This is a genomic window from Streptomyces sp. NPDC001530 (assembly GCF_042894545.1).
Lineage (GTDB): Bacteria > Actinomycetota > Actinomycetes > Streptomycetales > Streptomycetaceae > Streptomyces.
Map to the genome: position 1 here is coordinate 380381 of NZ_JBIAVS010000001.1, position 16504 is coordinate 396884.

The 16504-nt window shown below is 70.1% G+C and carries 12 protein-coding genes and 3 pseudogenes; 7 read left to right on the plus strand and 8 right to left on the minus strand.

Annotated elements, in window-relative coordinates; translation table 11 throughout:
• Positions 1–201 precede the first annotated feature (201 nt).
• A complete protein-coding gene (locus ACFY0T_RS01770) occupies positions 202–1491 on the plus strand; it encodes a DMT family transporter (RefSeq protein ID WP_388863799.1) in 1290 nt (429 codons plus the stop codon).
• Here the strand turns inward: ACFY0T_RS01770 and ACFY0T_RS01775 are convergent.
• A pseudogene (locus tag ACFY0T_RS01775) lies at positions 1481–2179 on the minus strand (peptidoglycan DD-metalloendopeptidase family protein); the annotation flags it as partial. The gene ACFY0T_RS01770 and the pseudogene ACFY0T_RS01775 overlap by 11 nt on opposite strands.
• Before the next feature lie 150 nt (positions 2180–2329).
• Positions 2330–2680 (minus strand): annotated as a pseudogene (locus tag ACFY0T_RS01780) (transglycosylase family protein); the annotation flags it as partial.
• Positions 2681–3078: 398 nt separating this feature from the next.
• Here ACFY0T_RS01780 and gndA point away from each other — a divergent pair.
• Complete coding sequence (gene gndA, locus ACFY0T_RS01785; protein ID WP_388863801.1) at positions 3079–4518, plus strand: NADP-dependent phosphogluconate dehydrogenase; 1440 nt, start codon at positions 3079–3081, stop codon at positions 4516–4518.
• A 565-nt stretch (positions 4519–5083) separates the two neighbouring features.
• Here gndA and ACFY0T_RS01790 read toward each other — a convergent pair.
• The 3 genes from ACFY0T_RS01790 to panD form a co-directional block, all read right to left on the minus strand.
• Complete coding sequence (locus ACFY0T_RS01790) at positions 5084–5716, minus strand: aspartate/glutamate racemase family protein (RefSeq protein ID WP_388864198.1); 633 nt, start codon at positions 5714–5716, stop codon at positions 5084–5086.
• A gap of 101 nt (positions 5717–5817) precedes the next feature.
• Positions 5818–6162, minus strand: a complete 345-nt coding sequence (locus tag ACFY0T_RS01795; RefSeq protein ID WP_388863803.1) for a GNAT family N-acetyltransferase — start codon at positions 6160–6162, stop codon at positions 5818–5820.
• 53 nt (positions 6163–6215) lie between these two features.
• A complete protein-coding gene (panD, locus tag ACFY0T_RS01800) occupies positions 6216–6635 on the minus strand; it encodes an aspartate 1-decarboxylase (protein WP_388863805.1) in 420 nt (139 codons plus the stop codon).
• Positions 6636–7260: 625 nt separating this feature from the next.
• On the opposite strand from panD, the gene ACFY0T_RS01805 reads away from it, so the two are divergent.
• The 5 genes and pseudogenes from ACFY0T_RS01805 to ACFY0T_RS01825 all read left to right on the plus strand — a co-directional run bounded on the left by ACFY0T_RS01805 (position 7261) and on the right by ACFY0T_RS01825 (position 12658).
• Positions 7261–7839, plus strand: a complete 579-nt coding sequence (locus tag ACFY0T_RS01805; RefSeq protein WP_388863807.1) for a hypothetical protein — start codon at positions 7261–7263, stop codon at positions 7837–7839.
• Between the two features lie 203 nt (positions 7840–8042).
• Positions 8043–9794 (plus strand): cellulase family glycosylhydrolase, encoded by a 1752-nt coding sequence (locus ACFY0T_RS01810; protein WP_388863809.1) that lies wholly within the window; start codon positions 8043–8045, stop codon positions 9792–9794.
• Positions 9795–9850: 56 nt separating this feature from the next.
• A pseudogene (locus ACFY0T_RS01815) lies at positions 9851–10668 on the plus strand (sensor histidine kinase); the annotation flags it as partial.
• 202 nt (positions 10669–10870) lie between these two features.
• On the plus strand, positions 10871–11455 hold the full coding sequence (locus ACFY0T_RS01820; RefSeq protein ID WP_388863810.1) for a dihydrofolate reductase family protein: 585 nt from the start codon (positions 10871–10873) through the stop codon (positions 11453–11455).
• Between the two features lie 141 nt (positions 11456–11596).
• A complete protein-coding gene (locus ACFY0T_RS01825) occupies positions 11597–12658 on the plus strand; it encodes an AraC family transcriptional regulator (RefSeq protein WP_388863812.1) in 1062 nt (353 codons plus the stop codon).
• Positions 12659–12737: 79 nt separating this feature from the next.
• On the opposite strand, the gene ACFY0T_RS01830 is transcribed toward ACFY0T_RS01825, so the two are convergent.
• From ACFY0T_RS01830 to ACFY0T_RS01840, 3 genes are read right to left on the minus strand one after another with little or no spacing between them, the layout of a single operon-like run.
• Positions 12738–14168, minus strand: coding sequence for an aldehyde dehydrogenase family protein (locus tag ACFY0T_RS01830; RefSeq protein WP_388863814.1), 1431 nt, complete (start codon positions 14166–14168; stop codon positions 12738–12740).
• Positions 14165–15043 (minus strand): SDR family NAD(P)-dependent oxidoreductase, encoded by an 879-nt coding sequence (locus ACFY0T_RS01835; RefSeq protein WP_388863816.1) that lies wholly within the window; start codon positions 15041–15043, stop codon positions 14165–14167. The genes ACFY0T_RS01830 and ACFY0T_RS01835 overlap by 4 nt, the downstream gene beginning before the upstream one ends.
• A complete protein-coding gene (locus ACFY0T_RS01840; protein ID WP_388863817.1) occupies positions 15040–16386 on the minus strand; it encodes a flavin-containing monooxygenase in 1347 nt (448 codons plus the stop codon). Before ACFY0T_RS01840 ends, ACFY0T_RS01835 begins: the two co-directional genes overlap by 4 nt.
• Positions 16387–16504: the final 118 nt, after the last annotated feature.

The following is a 16504-nucleotide window of genomic DNA, read 5'->3' on the forward strand; positions in this document are numbered from 1 at the left end:
GGGTTTCCACCAGCGGGTCGGCGGTCCTTGTAACCCACCTTGGGGAGGACAGTGGGCGATTCGTACTCCATCGGCAGTAGGACTCAATGCCTGCTCAGGTACGACGACGCGAACTAATTCGCGGGGCATTGTTGTTGCCATGGAAGCCGACCGTTCGTCGCACCGGGCAGACCGCGCCCGCCGTACGCAGAGGAGGGACTCATGAGCGCCCTCGCTTTGTCCGTGCTGCTCTCGTTCGTCTCCGCCGTTGCGTACGCGGGCGGCGCGATCGTTCAGGAGCAGGTGGCCCTGACCTCGCCCGGCCAGACCTACGCGCCGCTGCGCAGGCCCAGCTGGTGGGCGGCCGTGGCGCTGAACGGACTGGGCGGGCTGCTGCACGTGGTGGCCCTCGCCTACGGCCCGCTCAGCCTCGTACAGCCGCTCGGCGCGCTGACCATAGTCTTCGCCCTACCCATGGCGGCCCTCTTCGTCGGCCGCAGGGCCGGGGCGACCGCCTGGCGCGGCGCGATCATGGCCACGGTGGGCCTCGCGGGCCTGCTGTCGCTGGTCGGCGCCTCGGACGCACAGTCCCTGGGCAACGCGCAGCGCGTGGCGCTGGCCGTGGTGGCGGGCGGCTCGGTGGCGGCCCTGATGGTGGCGGGCCGCGCCGCGCACCGGCACCCGGCGGTGCGCAGTGTGCTGCTCGCGGTCGCCGCGGGCATCGCCTTCAGCATGTCCTCGGTGTTCACGAAGACCGTCGCGGTGGACTGGTCCCAGCAGGTCTCGCTGGCCGACCTGTCCAGCCTCGCCGTGATCGGTGTCTTCGCCACGGCCGGCATGCTGCTGTCGCAGGCCGCCTACCGGGGCGGTGGCCTGGCGGCGCCGCTGGCCACGCTGACGGTCGTGAACCCCGTCGTGGCGGCCGCCGTCGGCATCACGATGTTCGGCGAAACCTTCCGCTACGGCACGACGGGCACCGCGCTCGCCCTGGGCTGCGGGGTCGTCGCCGCCGGCGGTCTGATCCTGCTCACGACGGAGCGGCTCGGTGGCACGCGGCGCACGACCGTACCGGCCGGGCCCGCGGCCCTGTCGGCCTCCGACGCCGGCACGCTCGACCCAGTTCCCGCGGATGTGGCGATCCAGTCGGTGCCGGTGCCTGTCGGGGCCGGGTCGGACCTCGCCGCCCTCACCACGACCGCCGAAGCGGAGGTCGAGGGGCTGCTCGCGGGTCTTCCCGAGCAGGGTGTCACCGGGGTCCGCGAGGAGGTCTTCGGACCCGCCGAGGGCGCGTTCGCAGCCAGTGAGGACGTCATCGTCCCGGATGGGCCCCTCTTCGCGCCGGAGGAGGAGGTCTTCGTACCCGCGCCCATGAAGGTGCCCGCGGTGGAGGGCACCTCACAGGACGATGCACCGGTAGCGGTGGATGAGCTGCCCTACTACACCGTCCTGTGCGGCGGGCCGTACGTCCCGATGCCCTTCGTCCACCGCCACCGCACGCGCGTCAAATCCTGACGCCGCCCGCCCTCAGGTAGGCCACCGGGTCGATGTCAGTGCCGAAGCCGGGCCCCGTCCGCACCTCGAAGTGCAGATGCGGGCCCGTGCTGTTGCCCGTGGACCCGGAGCGGCCGATGCGCTGGCCGCCCACCACGCTCTGCCCCGCCTTCACGGAGATCGCGGACAGGTGGCCGTACTGCGTGTAGCGGCCGTCGGCGTGCCGGATCACCACCTGGTAGCCGAAGGAACCGCCCCAGCCCGCGCTCACGACATGGCCGTCCGTGACCGCCTTCACGGACGTCCCGGTGGGCACGGGGAAGTCGATGCCTGTGTGGTAGCCCTTCGACCAGGACGAGCCGGCGGCGTGGTAGGGCGTGCCGGTCGCCGCGTTCACCGGGGCGACGAACGAAGGCGCCTTCTTGGCCTTGTCCGAGGCGGTCTTGTCGACCGAGGACTTTTGGGTCGGCGTCGGCGCGTTCTCGGTGTGTACGGGTGTCTGCGCCTTGCCGTGCAGGTTCAGCCGCTGGCCCGGCAGGATCAGGTCCGGGTCGGCGCCGACGGTCTTGCGGTTCGCGGCGTACAACTGCTGCCAGCCGCCCCGGACCTGCCGGGAGTCCGCGATGCCGGAGAGCGTGTCGCCGTGGACGACGGTGTACATCTCGGCGGTGCCCGCCCGCGACTGGGGCGTGGTCTGCGGCTTCACGTCCCGCACCGAGCGCTGCGCCGTCTGGGGCGAGGTGCCGGACGGGCTGATGTCGGGGGTGTCGCCGCCCCTGGTCAGACCCGCGCGGACCGAGCACACCGGCCAGGCGCCGGGCCCCTGCCCCTTCAGCACCTTCTCGGCGATGGCGATCTGCTGGTCCTTGGTGGCCTGATCCGCGCGTTGCGCGTAGACCTTGCCGCCGTACGCCTCCCAGGTGGACTGGGTGAACTGCAGCCCGCCGTAGTAGCCGTTGCCCGTGTTGATGCTCCAGTTGCCGCTGGACTCGCAGGCGGCCACCTTGTTCCAGGTGCCCACATCGGCCGCGTGGGCGACACCGGAGGTGACCAGCGGGAGCGCGATGCCCGCGCCGCCGGCCGTGACGGTGAGTGAGGCGCGGTTGATCCTGTTGGGCTGATACCGGCGGTGCCGACCGCGTACGGCCATGAGCAAGCCCCCCTCGACATGCGTCAGGAGCGGCAAAAGTAAGCGCTGCGAACAGGCCATGACAAGACAGCAATCGGTCGTGCTGCTGAGCCCTCGCGTGACCTCCGGTGCGGTGGCGCCCCGTCACCCAGGAGATGTCGGCCCCACGTTGACGCCACGTCACCTCGTGCCGGATCGCTTCGCGTACTCGACCGTGGTGTGCGGTCGGGGTGCGTACTTCGTGCAGTGGGCCACCGACCCCACGAAGTAGCCGCCGGCGGCGGGGACCGGCAAGCCCTCACAACGACCGGAGCTCACCCCTGAGCGGCGGCGTCGGCCGATGAGGCGCCGAGGGGTTCTTCTGCGTACCTATCCCCGACGCGTCAAGATGGCCGGGGACAATACTGACGAGCAGGACCGGCAGTACTGACGAGCACGACTGGCATCACCGATTCCAGGATCTCTTAGGAGCCAACCGTATGAGCACTTCAGCCCAGATCGGCGTCACGGGTCTCGCGGTCATGGGGCGCAATCTCGCCCGCAATTTCGCACGCAACGGCTATACGGTCGCCGTGCACAACCGCACCGTCGCGCGGACGAACGCGCTGGTTGCGGAGTTCGGCCACGAGGGCGAGTTCGTGGCGGCCGAGACCGCGAAGGAGTTCGTGGCGGCGCTGGAGCGGCCGCGGCGCCTGGTGATCATGGTGAAGGCGGGCGATCCGACCGACGCGGTGATCCAGGAGTTCGCCCCGCTCCTGGAGCCGGGCGACATGATCATCGACGGCGGCAACGCGCACTTCGCGGACACCCGGCGCCGCGAGCGCGCACTGCGCGAGCAGGGCATCCACTTCGTCGGCACGGGCGTCTCCGGCGGCGAGGAGGGCGCCCTGCACGGGCCGAGCATCATGCCGGGCGGTTCGAAGGAGTCGTACGACTCGCTCGGTCCGATGCTGGAGAAGATCTCCGCGAAGGCGGCGGACGGGGCGCCGTGCGTGACGCATGTCGGCCCCGACGGCGCCGGGCACTTTGTGAAGATGGTCCACAACGGCATCGAGTACGCCGACATGCAGCTGATCGGTGAGGCGTACCAGCTGCTGCGCGATGTGGCGGGCTACTCCCCCGCCCAGATCGCGGACATCTTCCGCACCTGGAACACCGGACGGCTCGACTCCTACCTGATCGAGATCACCGCCGAGGTCCTGTCGCACGTGGACGCGGCGACGGGCAAGCCCTTCGTGGACATCGTCCAGGACCGGGCGGAGCAGAAGGGCACGGGCCGCTGGACCGTGCAGATCGCGCTCGACCTGGGCGTTCCGGTGTCGGGCATTGCGGAGGCAGTCTTCGCGCGTTCCCTGTCCGGGCACGCCGACCTGCGCGCCGCCTCACGCGGACTCGCCGGTCCGAAGGCGACGCAGCTCGATGAGTCCGAGGCGGCGGCCTTCGCGGACCGGGTGGAACAGGCGCTGTACGCGTCGAAGATCGTGTCGTACACGCAGGGCTTCCACGAGATCAGCGCGGGCAGCGACGAGTACGACTGGAACATCGACCTCGGTTCCGTCGCCTCGATCTGGCGCGGCGGCTGCATCATCCGGGCGGCCTTCCTCGACCGCATCCGCGCCGCGTACGACGCCCGGCCCGATCTGCCGAGCCTGCTGTCGGACAAGACGTTCGCGCAGGAGATCGCGGCGGCCCAGGACGACTGGCGCGAGGTGCTCGTCGCCGCCACCCGCCAGGGCGTGCCCACACCCGGCTTCTCCGCCGCCCTCGCCTACTACGACGCCCTGCGCGCCGAGCGCCTGCCCGCCGCCCTCACCCAGGGGCAGCGCGACTTCTTCGGCGCGCACACGTATCGCCGTACGGACCGGGAGGGGTCGTTCCACACGCTGTGGGGCGGGGACCGGTCGGAGGTGTCCGCCTAGAAGGCAGCAGCGGGGCCGACGGGTGTCGCGATGCGGTCACCGGTCGGCCCCTGCACCGTCGCGTGCCACCCATCGCGGACCCACCGTCCCCCGCCACCACGCCTGGGGCCACGTCGTACGCGGTCCCCTGTGGCCACATCGGCAGGGACGGGGCGGTCACGCGATGGAGTCCCGGGATGGGAAATTCTCACCCTCTGTTAGAGGCGCGCTCTGCTGGGACCTCCTCTGCTCGATGTCCACTCAGGTGTACGGCCCCGGCTGGGGCTCCGGTTCCGGTACCGGGTCGGGGCCCGGTGGCTTCGGGATCGGGGACGGAGTGGGGACGGGCTCCGGGGAGGGAAGGGGGCCCGGGTCCGGGAAGGGCTCCGGGCGGTCTGGGCCCGGGCCCGGCGTGGGGCCCGGCTTCACCGGGTCGGGGAACGGATGCGTCATGGTGTCCTCCAGCCAGTCGGTACGTCGGCCCTGGACTTGTCCCCCACGTACCCGGCCCCCGCGCACCCACTCACCCCGTCGCGCGAGGGATGCAGACCAGGTGGGCCTACTCGGCGTCCGCCACCAGGACCGACTACCCGTCCCGCGCCGCGCCCGCTCCGGCGGCGAGCCCCGGACGGGGACTGGACAGCACCGGGGTCGAGGTCGCGGTCAGGTGCTGGGCGGGAGCCATGGACGCCTGGGCGAGGACGATCGCGTCGGCGTCGGTGACCGCGTCCGCAGCGGCCGCCACCGCTCGGGCGTACCCGTCCGTGTCGCCCGCCTCGAAGAGTCCCCACGCGCCCTCCATCAGCACGGTCCGTACGTCGACGGGGCGCCGTGCGCGGCGAGCCTCCTCCTCGACGAGGGCGACCGTCGGTTCCAGGGTGCTCTCCAGCGCCGCGAGGACGACGATGCGCGGGCCCGCGGCCACCGCGGCGGCGGCCATCGGTCGGTCGACACGGAGCACGGGCACCTCGGCACCCGCCCGCTCCGCGACGCCGCCGAGGGTCGAGCAGGTGCAGAGCACGGCCCGCGCGCCCTCGGCGACGGCCCGGTCGAGCACCGCTCGCACCTCGTCGGCCACCGCGTCGGGTCCCTCGCTGCGGGCTCGGGTCAGCAGCTCCTCGGCCACCAAGTGCCGCAGTTCCAGCCCTTGGTGGGCCTCGTCGCGCAACGCGTCGAAGACGGGGACGTGCACGGGCGAGGTGTGCAGCAGGGCGAGCACGCCGCCCGGGGACGACACGGTCCTGGCCCCGCCCGGGGATCGCACGGTCTGCGTCCCGCCCGGCGACCGCACAGCCCTCGCCCCGGCGGCCGGGATCGGCATCAGAAACGCCCGGGGTGCGCCTTGAGCCAATCGACCGCCGCATCCAGCAGCTGGGGGTCGGCCGCCGGGGCCTCCTTGGGGTGGCGCGCCGCCCACTTCACGACGTAGGGGCACAGCGGCGCGACCACGATGCCCTCGCGCGCGGCGATGGCGTAGAGCTCACGGGCGAGGGATCCCGCGATGCCCTGGCCCTCGTGCTCGGGTTCCACGATGGTGTGCACGGGGACGAGGGCCCGGGCGGGCGCTTCGAGGACGAAGTACTCGATGTGGCCGACGACTTCGTCGCCGGCGAACGCCTCCAGGCGGCCGCCCGCCCGATCGTCGCGGATCTCTACGTCGCTCATGGACACTCCTCGGGTCCTCGGGTCCTCGGGTCCGCCGAATCCTCGCCGAGGAATCAGACGGTGACGGCCTGCGGGCTGCGCTCCTGGTCCGAGCCCGGCACCGGCTCGGACGGATCGGCCCCGAGGGCCACGATCCGGTTGTCGCGGTCCACGTGCACGACCCGCGGCCGCAGCGCCCGCGCCTCGGCGTCGGAGACCTGAGCGTAACTGATGATGATCACCAGATCTCCGGGATGGACGAGATGGGCCGCCGCCCCGTTGATGCCGATGACCCCCGAGCCGCGCTCGCCCTCGATGACGTACGTCTCCAGGCGGGCACCGTTGGTGATGTCGACGATGTGGACGAGCTCGCCGGGCAGCAGATCGGCGGCGTCGAGCAGGTCGGCGTCGATGGTGACGGACCCGACGTAGTGCAGGTCGGCCTGGGTGACCGTGGCACGGTGAATCTTTGACTTGAACATGGTGCGAAGCACGGAGAAACTCCCGACTTGTCTGCTCCCTGCCCGCTTTTTGCAGGTCAAGGGCGGTCTTCGGAGCGTACAACGATTCGCATGGTCGGTCAGCTGTCCGCAGGTGTTTCAGGGCTCACACTGACTCGTTGCTGACTTTCGTGACGCGTCATCAGGCGGGCTACGCCGGCTGCGGGTGGGCCACGGCCGCGAGGGCTCGACCTGGTACCTCGGCGACGGCAGTGCCCCCAGCCACGGTGCCCGTGTTCTGCCGTTTCGCCTCCATACCACTCAGATCCCCCGACCCGGTACGTGAGGAGTAGCTCACCCTTGATACGGCCACGGCGGCCGACATCAGTTCCGCCGTCCTCGGCCGTCTGATGGGCCACGACGCCTTCGTCCACCAGGGCCTTGGCAGTGCCGCCCTCATGATCAGCAGCGCTCCACACCAGCGCCTCGCCCAAACGGTCGGCGAGCTCGTCAGCCCCGCCACGGTCTCCCACGTCACCACCTACCGGCCCCTGAGCCGCGTCGCAGACCACGGCCCCCACCGCAGCGGGGAGACCTGGGACCCTCACGCCGCATGCCTGGGGGGCTTCGGTAACAGCCTCCCGGACGCCGATACCGTCCACGCCGCAGAGCCGACCAAGTGTGGGACAACCTCGCCAAGCAATACGGCAGCACGGGTGTCGCGGTCCGACGCAAGGCCCTGCACGCCGCCGAGCGCGGCGCGTACCAGGAAGCGGACTACGACTGGTTCAAGGTCACCCAGGCCGAGGGCTTCGAGATCCCCGAGAACCTGGTGGTCGAGCGACACCCGTTCGACGGCATCGCCGAGTACATCCGCGCCAAGCGCCCGGAATTCGGTGCGATCGTGGTCGACGCCGGCGGCGGCAGCACCCGCATCTTCCACGAGGCCGGCACCGAGGCGAACCTACTGCTCGTGCTGGTCGCCCCCACCAAGATCGAACGCCGCAATCTCGTAGCCACCTTCGACGAGGCCGAACGCGCCGCCGCCCACAACCCCCGCGACGTCACCGCCCACGTCGTCCGAAGTCCTCCAGCTCCAGCGCCGGATCCGCCGCTACAACGCCGACACCGACATCCCCCTCCGAAGTCGCTGCCGGTGAAAAGGCCGTCGACGTTCGAGATCCGCATGAAGTGGTCGGTATCTCCGACGAGTTCGTCCAGCGAAGAAGTCCCGGGCGAAGGATGCGGCACCGTGTAGTCGATGCCCGCTGCCGCTCCGGGACGTCTGAAGCACTGAACCCGCTACCTGGCACACGCACCCGGTCCCATGAGGCGAACAGCCGGTCCCTCTGCAGAGGGCGGCGGCCGTGTCTGTGCATTGCCTGTGGATGACGGCAACCTCCTGCCCGTCGGCGGCCACTAAGGGGCGACACCGGCTCGATCTTCCAGAACGGATGAGCAATGAAGAAGCAGCAGGCCCCACAGCACCGCCGACGCCGGCTTCGGCTTGCAGTGGGTACACCGCTGGCCCTGATCGCCGGGGGCGTCATGGCCTACGGCACGGTCTTCGGGACGTTCGGCGACGACGCCAAGCCCAAGGCATCTGCGGCGACGGCCCCGGTTCCCGACAACGCGATGGCGGCCGTGGCCGCGATGCAGCCGGGCTGGAACCTGGGCAACAGCCTGGACGCCATCCCCAACGAGACCAACTGGGGCCAGCCCCGCACCACCGAGGCCCTGCTGGACAAGGTCCACGCCCAGGGCTTCAACAGCATCCGCATCCCGGTGACTTGGAGCGACCACCAGGGAGCTGCGCCGAACTACACCATCGATCCGGCGTACTTGAGCCGGGTCAGGAACGTCGTCGACTGGGCGATCGATGAGGGCTTCTACGTTGTCCTCGACGTCCATCACGACTCATGGCAGTGGACCAGCAAGATGTCCACCGAGCACGACAAGGTGCTGGCCCGCTTCAACACGACCTGGAAACAGCTCGCCACGGCGTTCCGGAACGAGTCCGCCAAGCTGGTCTTCGAGAGCATCAACGAGCCCAAGTTCGACAACGCCGACAACGCTCGCCAGACCGAGCTGCTCAACGAGCTGAACACGTCCTTCCACAAGGTCGTGCGCGCGTCGGGGGGCAACAACACCAAGCGCCTGCTCATGCTGCCCACCGAGGTCTGCACCCCCGACCAGCGGCTGATGGACAACCTGGCCACCACGATCAAGTCGCTGCACGACCCCCGGCTGATCGCCACCGTGCACTACTACGGCTACTTCCCGTTCAGCGTGAACGTCGCCGGCTCCACCCGCTTCGACGCGCAGGCCCGGGGAGACCTGGACAAGACGTTCAGGCGGATGCGCGACACCTTCGTCGCCCAGGGGATCCCCGTCGTCCTCGGCGAGTACGGCCTGCTCGGCTACGACCACGGTCCCGGCGCAGTGGAACGCGGCGAGATGCTGAAGTACTTCGAGGCGCTCGGCCACGCAGCCCGCACCAACAAGGTCACCACCGTCCTGTGGGACAACGGTGCCTTCTACGATCGCAGCAAGCTCCAGTGGAAGGATCCCGGGCTGTACCGACAGATCAAGTCGAGCTGGACGACGCGCTCCGCAGCCGCCTTCTCGGACAACGTGTTCGTACCGAAGTCCGGCCCCGTCAAGGACCGCACGCTCACCCTGAACCTGAACGGAACCACCTTCACCGCTCTCAAGCAGGGCACCACCAAGCTGGTCAACGGCAGGGACTACACCCTTTCCGGCAACCGGCTGACCCTGAAGGCGGCCACGCTCACCCGGCTCGTCGGCGACCGTTCCTACGGGGTCAAGGCGACGCTCCGCGCCGAGTTCTCCCGAGGCGTCCCCTGGCGAATCCAGGTGATCAGCCACGACGCCCCGGTGCAGTCCGGCACGACCGGAACGGCCGGTTCGTTCCGCATCCCCACGCAGTTCCGGGGTGATGTGCTGGCGACGATGAAGGCCGAGTACGCCGACGGCGGCAACGCCGGTCCGACCAGTTGGACTCCGTACCAGCAGTTCAACACCGCCTTCGCGCCGGACTACCCCAAGGAGGCAATCCGCCTCACTCCCGCCTTCCTCGACGCGGTGAAGGACAACGCGCGCGTGAAGCTCACCTTCCACTTCTGGAGCGGTGCCACGGTGACGTCTTACGTGACCAAGTCCGGAAGCACGGTGACCGGTACGACGTCCTGAGTTGAGGCCGGTGCCCGCCCGGGGAGGCTCCCGGACGGGCACCGCGCTCAGCCTCGGCCGCCGTCGCGAGCAGCGTTCCGTGGCCCTTGGCCAGCCTCACCGATCTCGGCCGGACGATGACGCTGGTCATCTTCGTGTACAGCCTTGCGACCGCTGTCGCCCCCGTCCTCTTCGTCCAGCTCCTCCAGGCGCAACGGGACTTGGCGCGGCGGCTGGTCGAGATCGAGGAGGCCAGGGAACACGAGCGGGCACTGCACGCCCAGACCGTGCTCGCCCGCGAACGTGCCCAGCTGGCCCGCGAGATGCACGACGTGGTCTCCCACCAGGTGAGCCTGATCGCCGTACGGGCCGGAGCCCTGCAGGTCGCCAGCAAGGACGCGGACGCCAAAGAGGCCGCCCGCACGATCCGTTCGCTGAGCGTCACCACGCTCGACGAACTACGCACCATGGTCACGCTGCTGCGCGCCTCCGGCGGCCGCGCCACCGAGCTGACGCCTCAGCCCACCCTGGCGGACCTGCGCAAACTGGTGGAGTCGAGCGGCACTCACGCGCAGCTGACGGATGAGCTTCCGGCCACCGTCGGCACACCCGCCCAACGGGCCATCTACCGCACGGTCCAGGAGGCGCTGACCAACGTCCGCAAGCACGCCCCGGGCGCCACGGCCGCCGTCGAGCTGTGGCAGGACGGCGGCGACGTAGGCGAGACGTCACCAACACCTCGCCCGTGCGCACCTCCCTGTCCCTCCCCGGATCGCAGCAGGGCTTGGTCGGTCTGCGGGAACGGGCCGACATCCTGCACGGCACCCTGGAGTCGGGGCCGACCGCGGAGGGCGGCTACCGTGTGCGGCTGCGGATTCCCCTCAGTACGGACTGAGACCGGTCAGTACGGACTGAGACCGGTCGGAGTCAGGAGTCCGCCCTCGGCGGCGGGGCCACAGAAGGGACGGCTCGTGGGGCTGGTGAACGCCACAGCCGCGGGTGGCGCGGCGGACTCCAGGAGTTGAACGGCGATGAGTTTCGGCGTCGGTTCCGGTCTGTGTCCACACACTCGATCAACCGCACCAGAGGAGAGCATCATGACCGCTACCTACACCTTCGACGTCTTTTCCAGCCTCGACGGCTACGGCTCCTACAACAGCGACGGCGACTGGGGCGGCTACTGGGGCAAGCAAGGTCCCGAGTTTCTCGATCACCGCCTCGCCTTGTACGGCGAGGAGCAACGGCTGGTCCTCGGGGCCAACACCTTTCGGCAGTTCGTGCAGGTGCTGGGCACGGGCACCGAGGAGTCCGAGGTGAGTGACCCAGTGAACATCCGGATGAGGAACATGCCGACAACGGTGGTGTCGACGACACTCGAAGGACCCCTCGACTGGCCGGACGCGACCCTCGTGAGCGGCGACGCCGTCGACATCGTCACCCGGCTCAAGGAGGAGTCCGAGGTGCCGTTGCGCTCGCACGGCAGTCTGTCGATGAACCGGGCGCTGATGGCCTCCGGTCTGGTGGACCGCGTCCAGGTGACGCTCTTCCCTGTGATCACCGGTCAGACCGGGGTGGACCCGATCTTCCAGGGTGCAGCCGACTTCGACCTGGAGCTGATCGAGAGCCGGACCCTCGACGGCCGTATCCAAGAGCTGATCTACCGGCCCACCCTGCACGTCTGAGTCCTGCGGACGGTGGCGTGGCTGGACGAGTTAGTTCCTGGAGCAGTTCATGCGCCTGAGCCGTACCCCGGCCAGGGCGGCATCGGGCGAGAACCCTTCTACTGTGTGCGCAACGAGCAACGCCCGGTCACAAGGAACGCCATGTCCGACAGCCCCGCCCCGGCGCAGTCGCCGGGAACCAGCCGCAGCACCTCGGCGACCATCCCGCCGAACATCCTGCGCTGCCTCACCCCGGTCACCGACGGGTACGGAATCGACCTCCGGCCCGAGCTGAGCCGGGTCGGGCTGGACGAGGTGATGATGCGCTCGGCGGCGCTGCGGGTCTCCTACCGCCAGGGCAGTGCCGTCATCCGGCGTGCGCTGAAGCTCACCGGTGACGCTCACCTGGGTCTGCGGGTGGGTGCGGCGCAGCACCTGACCGCATGGGGGCTCCTCGGGTTCGCCCAGATGGCCGCTGAAACGCTGCGGGAGGCCATCGAGACGGGCGTGCGCTTCCAGAACCTGTCCGGGGCGATGGTGGTCTGGTCTGCCGGGGCGGAGGAAACCGGCTACGTGCTACGGGCCGAACTGCCCGATCCCGCCCTCGATCCGGCGGTCGCGGTCTTCCTCGCGGAGGAGGCGTTCGCCAGCGTCGTCGCCCTCACGCGGCTGAGTTCCGGGGAGGAATTCGTGCCGCAGAGCGTCGAGTTCGCCTTCCCCGCCCCACGTGACATCGGGCCGTTCACCGAGCTGTTCCGCTGCCCGGTACGGTTCGACGCCGTGGGGAACCGCTTGGTGTTCCCCACGGCGTGGGCCGGGCGGCCGATGCCGGGCCGCGACCGGGTCACCTACACCGCGGTCGTGGAGCTCCTGGAGGAGCAGGTGGCGTCGAGGCGCGACAAGCAGGAACTGCTGGAGGCGCTGGAGATCTCGATCGCGCAGAGCCTGCCCGACGTGCCGTCCTTCGTCGAACAGGCCCGACGGCACGCCTCCAGCGAGCGCACGTTGCGCCGTCGTCTGGCCGAGTGCGGCACGACGTACGAGGCGGTCGTCGACGGGGTGCGCCGCGAGCGGGTCGAGCAGCTGATGCGCCGACCCGAGCCGACCCTGCGGGACATCGCCCGGCAGGCGGGTTTCTCCGACGTGCGAGCACTGCGGCGGGCGGTGCACCGCTGGCACGGGGTGACCCCGGCCCGGCTGCGCGGGGAGGTCGCGGAACAGTAAGGGAGTGCCCACGCGCCATCGGGCCGTCGGCCCACCGGGCCAACGGAACAACGGACCAACGGACCAACGGACCAACGATTCAACGCGTGCGGATCCAGACGGTCTTCTCTCTGGTCCACTGCGCGAAGGCGTCGGTGGACTTCTCCGCACCACCGAACCCCGACTGCTTCCATCCGCCGAACGGGGTGGTGATGTCGCCTTCGCTGTACGCGTTGACGGAGACCACCCCGGCTTCGATGCGCCGCGCAAGCCGGAGTGCGGCGTCGAGGTCGCGGGTCCACACCGAGGCGGCGAGCCCGTATTCGGTGGCGTTCGCCGACCGCACCACCTCGTCCTGAGAGGTGAAGGTCTGGACGGTGACGACGGGGCCGAACAGTTCCCTGGTGAGCACGTCGCTGCCCGCCGGGGCCCGGCTGATCACGGTGGGCGGGTAGTAGGCACCGCGCGGCGGCAGACCGTGCGGCAGCCCGCCGGTGTGGATGTGGGCTCCGGCGGAGCGGGCGGCGTCCACCGCCGCCGCGACCCGGTCGAGGGCGGCACGGCTGATGAGCGGCCCCACCTGGGTGTGCGCGTCGGCCGGATCGCCGATGGTGAGGCCCTTCGCGGTGGCGGTGAACCGGTCCAGCACCTCCTCGGCGATGCTGTGGTGGACCAGGACGCGGGAGCCGGCGGTGCAGTTCTGCCCCATGGTCAGGAACGCGGCCTCGATCATGTTGTCGATCAGTTCGTCGCCGTACTCGAGCGCGTCAGCCATCAGGACCTGGGGGCTCTTGCCGCCCATCTCCAAGGAGATACGCTTGAAGTTGGTCTCCGCCGCGTCGGCCAGGATGCGGCGTCCGGTGGCAGTGGATCCGGTGAACGACAGTGCGCGCACGAGCGGGTTGCGGGCGAGCGCCGTACCGGTGACGGTCCCGTGGCCGGGCAGCACGGTGAGCACACCGTCCGGCAGGCCTGCCTCGGCCGCCAGAGCGGCCAGGTGCAGGGTGGAGCGCGGGGTGGCCTCGGCGGGCTTGAGCAGCAGGGAGTTTCCCGCGGCGAGCGCGGGCCCGACCTTCCAGGCGGCCATCGCCAGCGGGTAGTTCCAGGGCAGGATGGCGGCGGCCACCCCAACCGGTTCCCGGATCACCAGGCCCAGGCTCTCGTGACCGGTGGGGGCGACGCGGCCGAAGACCTTGTCGGCTGCCTCCGCGAACCAGCGGATCGCCTCGATGGCCCCGGGCACGTCGCCCGTGCGGCACTCCGTGATCGGCTTGCCCGCGTCCTCGCAGTCCATCCGGGCCAGGAGCTCGGCGTCGCGCTCCATGAGGTCGGCCAGGCGAAGCAGCACAGCGGCCCGCTCCCGCGGGGACCGGCCGGCCCAGACGCCGCTCTCGAAGACCCTGTGCGCCCGCTCGGCGGCCAGCGCGACGTCCTGTTCTCTCGCCGCCGCTACGGTCGTGATCAGCTCACCCGTCGCGGGATTGACGACGTCGAGCGTCTTCTCGTAACCGGTGCTGTGCGTTCCGCTCATGCTTCCTCCACCAGTTCCCACCGGTCGCCGCCGACCTGACGGGCCAGTCCCCTGCGTCGCAGGTCCTCCAGATAGCGGGCCATGCCCCGCTCACCCCGCTTGCGGAACAGCGGGAAGAGCCGGGGCAGCAGATTCGGCGCCAGCATCGCGCACCGCACCAGCCGGGACTCGCCGGGCCTGACGTAGGCCTCCAGACGGGGTTTGTCCAGCAGACTCACGACCGCCCTGACGACATCGGACGGCTGCTGCGGCGCGTCCTGGAACTGCATGGAGTTCCCGCCCTCGACGGCCTCCTGGCGCAGCATCCGCGTGTCGGTCGCCGACGGCAGCACCGAACCCGCCTTGATGCCCTTGCCTCGCAGGTCCAGCCCGATGGCGAGCATCGCGCCCCGCAGTCCGAACTTCGAGGCGGTGTAGATGGGGGTCTCGCCCAGCGGGAAGATCCCGCCGAGGGACACGGTCGTGATCACCCGGGGGTCGCCCGAGGCCCGCAGCAGCGGGATGGCGAGCCGGGTCGTGACCAGCGGGGAGACCAGGTTGAGATCGATCTCCCGCTCGATGCTCTCGACGCTGCGCGCGTCGAACCGTTCGGAGCTGGTCATGCCCACGTTGTTGACCAGGGCGTCGATACGGCCATGGGTGGCCGCGACGCCGTCGAGCATCTGCTCCACCGCGAGGCGGTCCAGTAGGTCGCAGCCCATGCCGGCATGCCCGCTCCCCGGCAGATCGGCAGCGGTCCGCTTGGCCCGCACCTCGTCGACGTCGACCACGACGAGACGGGCACCGCCCGCGGCGAAGCGATGGCACAGGGCGCTGCCGATGCCTCCGGCACCGCCTGTCACCAGGATGACCTTGTCACGGAAGTCGTACCTCATGACGCCACCGCCTCCTGTCGCACGGACGTCGCCCGAGGCGGCAGGCCCGCGGTACGCCAGCCCATCCCTTCGGCGACCTTGCCGAGGTACTTCACGAAGGCGTCGCTGTGGACGTAGCCGGTGTGGCGTGGCGAGTCGACGAACTTCAGTCCGCCGGACAGGTCCGGCCGGTCGCTGCGGATCATCCGGGCGAACCGCTCGGCGGCGGGCAGCCCGCCTCTCGCGTCCCGGATGAAGGAGGCGATCAACTGGGCCTGGCTGTCGAAGAGCTGGTAGGCACCGGAGTTGGTCTCCACGAAGCCGACGCCGAACAGGCCCTCGTGCTCGCGGGAGAAGGAGGACAGGTAGAGGTCGGGGTGCTGCTCGTCGCCGAAGTACTTCTGCGCGACGGGGACTTTGTGGACGTATCCCGTGGCCAGCAGAATCAGATCGAAGTCGTCGCTGGTGCCGTCGGTGAAGTGCACCGTCCTGCCTTCGGTGCGCGCGATGCCGGGCCTGGCCGTGATGTCCCCGTGCTGGAGGTGGTGGATCAGCAGCGAGTTGATGGCCGGGTGGGTCTCGAACAGCTTGTGGTCGGGCTTTTGCAGACCGAGCCTGCGCGGGTCGCCGTTGACGAGCCGCAGAAGGCCGCCGAACAGCTTCTGCTGCAGCCACATCGGCAGGTGGGGTCCGCCCGCGGCGATGGTGTCCACCGGCCGGCCGAACAGGTGCTTCGGTATGAACCAGTAACCACGGCGCATGCTGATCGCCGCGTGGTCGGCGGACCGCGCCGCGTCGCAGGCGATGTCCAGCCCGGAGTTCCCCGCACCCACCACCAGCACCCGCTTGCCCCGCAGTTCACCGCTGCTGCGGTAGGTGACCGTGTGGCGGATCTCTCCGGTGAAGTCGCCGGGCAGGTCGGGGGCATGGGGGTGCCACTGCGCGCCCGTGCACACGACGACCTGCCGGTGTGTGCCGGCCCGGCCGTCGGCCCGGGTGACCGTCCAGGTGCCGTCCGGGTTCTTGTCCACGCTGCGGACCTCGGTGCCGAACTCGATCCGGTCCCGCAGTCCGTATGCCTCGGCGAACGACGTCAGGTAGGACAGGATCTGCCGGTGCGGCGGGTAGTCGGCGAAGTGGCCCGGCATCGGATAGCCGCCGAAGCCGGAGAGCGACTTGCTGGAGATGAAGTGTGCCGACTCGTACATCGGGCTGCCCGGGTTGTCGATGTCCCACAGCCCGCCCGGTCCCGTGTGGCGCTCGATGTGCGTGTACGGGAGCTCGCGCTCGGCCAGCGCCCTCGCGACCGCCAGCCCTGCGGGTCCCGCACCGATCACACAGGTGTCGTACTGGTTCTCACTCACCAGCCCGCCTCCTTTCTCGGATGTCTCAGGTGTTGCCGGGAACCTATGCACCGGGCGACCAGCGGGAACTGACCCCTGCGGCCACAGAGGGGACCGCAGCGGCCAGAGGGAGGCCGCT

What these genes read in the sequence shown, in the direction of transcription:
- ACFY0T_RS01770 (WP_388863799.1), top strand. Translation starts at nt 202, where the DNA reads ATGAGCGCCCTCGCTTTGTCCGTGCTGCTCTCGTTCGTCTCCGCCGTT.
- gndA (WP_388863801.1), top strand. Translation starts at nt 3,079, where the DNA reads ATGAGCACTTCAGCCCAGATCGGCGTCACGGGTCTCGCGGTCATGGGG.
- ACFY0T_RS01795 (WP_388863803.1), bottom strand. Translation starts at nt 6,162, where the DNA reads ATGAGCGACGTAGAGATCCGCGACGATCGGGCGGGCGGCCGCCTGGAG.
- ACFY0T_RS01810 (WP_388863809.1), top strand. Translation starts at nt 8,043, where the DNA reads ATGAAGAAGCAGCAGGCCCCACAGCACCGCCGACGCCGGCTTCGGCTT.
- ACFY0T_RS01820 (WP_388863810.1), top strand. Translation starts at nt 10,871, where the DNA reads ATGACCGCTACCTACACCTTCGACGTCTTTTCCAGCCTCGACGGCTAC.
- ACFY0T_RS01825 (WP_388863812.1), top strand. Translation starts at nt 11,597, where the DNA reads ATGTCCGACAGCCCCGCCCCGGCGCAGTCGCCGGGAACCAGCCGCAGC.
- ACFY0T_RS01830 (WP_388863814.1), bottom strand. Translation starts at nt 14,168, where the DNA reads ATGAGCGGAACGCACAGCACCGGTTACGAGAAGACGCTCGACGTCGTC.
- ACFY0T_RS01835 (WP_388863816.1), bottom strand. Translation starts at nt 15,043, where the DNA reads ATGAGGTACGACTTCCGTGACAAGGTCATCCTGGTGACAGGCGGTGCC.